Below are 1,661 nucleotides of genomic sequence, written 5' to 3' on the forward strand. Positions count from 1 at the left end.
AATAAGCCCTTTTAGGAAAGGATAACCACCGTAAAAATAGATTACTGAGGAGATTATCAGTATTATCCATTTCTGGAAAGGCACAGTGATTTGAAATCCAAACCACTGCTGTATCATTTCAGATAAAAGAAGTACTGGTATGGTAAGAATTGTAGAAATAAAAAATCTTCTTTTAAAATCCTCTATATGATGAGCATGTCCTGAGTGTCCTGTATGACCAGAATGTCCTGTATTATCTGAATGTTCCTGGTGATTTGAATGGGCTGAATGGTGAGAGTGATGAGAATGTTTTTCATGTTCCATTTGGTTATGTTTCATTTCATTGTTATGGTTTTCGTGTTTCATTTTTCTATCCTCTTATTTCATTAAATATTTTATAAACGCTGCAGTCCCAGCAATTAGAAAAATAGTTACTAAAAGCCACCAAAACCACATATATCCATGTGCCATTCCATCCATCATGTTTATCCTCCAAAATTTTTACTACTAATTTTAGTAGTAGTTTTAATAATAAGTATTACTTAAAAATTTGTCAACTATTTTGTGTAGTAAAAGAAATTAAAGATGAAAGACTGATTAGATAAAGATAGAATTATTCAAACTTTTCTTCTATCAGTTTCAAAACTCCAGAAATAATATCTATAGGCTCTGGAGGGCAACCTTTTATCCATACATCAACAGGAAGTTTATCCTGAACGCCGTCTATTGTGGCATAGCTTCCTTTAAAAACTCCGCCATCTAAAACACAATCTCCAACTGCTATAACAAACTTAGGCTCTGGCACATTTTCATAAGCTCTTAAGACTGCTTTATACATATTTCTTGTCATGCAACCTGTTATCATAATTGCGTCTGCATGCTTAGGAGAGGCAACAAATTTTATTCCAAATCTTTCCACATCATAATATGGATTTGATAAGGCAGAAATCTCATACTCACAGGCATTACAGGAACCGCTGTCAACTTCCCTTATAGCAAAACTTCCCTGAAAATATTTATCAATTTTTTCTTTTAGCTTTTTACCTAAAACCTCAACATTTTCATCTCTTACCTGTATATTCTCTGACTTTATCCCTTCTTTAAGCCTTATTTTTAGTATATTAAACATCTCTCCTCCTACAGGCCAAAATATCTTCCCTGGTTAAAACAGGATATGCTTCTAAAAGCTCTTCTATTGACATTCCTTCGCCAAGTTTTCTTAAAATAAGCTCTACAGAAATGCGAGTTCCTTTTATTGTTGGTTTTCCCTGCAAAATATTTGGATTTGATACAATTCTATCTTTATATTCCATAATCAACCTCTTTTATAACAACTTTAAATTAAATTTTATTACATAAAGTCCATTGTTCAAATTTTACAAATCATTTCCTGCATAAGATAAATTGAGGCTTTTATTAACAAGTGGAAAGTCTGCAATAATGTCTCCTAAAACTGCAAATTGTATTGTTTGCCAGTTGTGGAAGGATGGATCTCTTACTTTCCATCTAAAGATTTTTCCTTCATCATCAGTCTGAACATAATGGATAATATCTCCTCTTTGTCCCTCTGCATATCCAAGAGTCCAGCTGTTTTTTTTAATTTCTCTTAAATCTGTTTTAATCTCTCCATCCGGTAAGTTTGCCAAACACTGACGGATTATTGAGATACTGTTTTCTAAATC

Annotated in this window: 2 protein-coding genes and 2 pseudogenes; all 4 read right to left on the minus strand. The window is 32.7% G+C overall.

Annotated features, from left to right (window positions below; all coding sequences use genetic code 11):
* A pseudogene (locus HG1285_RS19940) lies at positions 1-345 on the minus strand (heavy metal translocating P-type ATPase); the annotation flags it as partial.
* A 247-nt stretch (positions 346-592) separates the two neighbouring features.
* A complete protein-coding gene (locus tag HG1285_RS02460; protein ID WP_008289126.1) occupies positions 593-1,108 on the minus strand; it encodes an NADH-quinone oxidoreductase subunit B family protein in 516 nt (171 codons plus the stop codon).
* Positions 1,101-1,292 (minus strand): DUF433 domain-containing protein, encoded by a 192-nt coding sequence (locus HG1285_RS02455; protein WP_008289127.1) that lies wholly within the window; start codon positions 1,290-1,292, stop codon positions 1,101-1,103. Before HG1285_RS02455 ends, HG1285_RS02460 begins: the two co-directional genes overlap by 8 nt.
* 63 nt (positions 1,293-1,355) lie before the next feature.
* Positions 1,356-1,661, minus strand: a pseudogene (locus HG1285_RS02450) (NADH-quinone oxidoreductase subunit D); the annotation flags it as partial.

This window comes from Hydrogenivirga sp. 128-5-R1-1 (assembly GCF_000171895.1).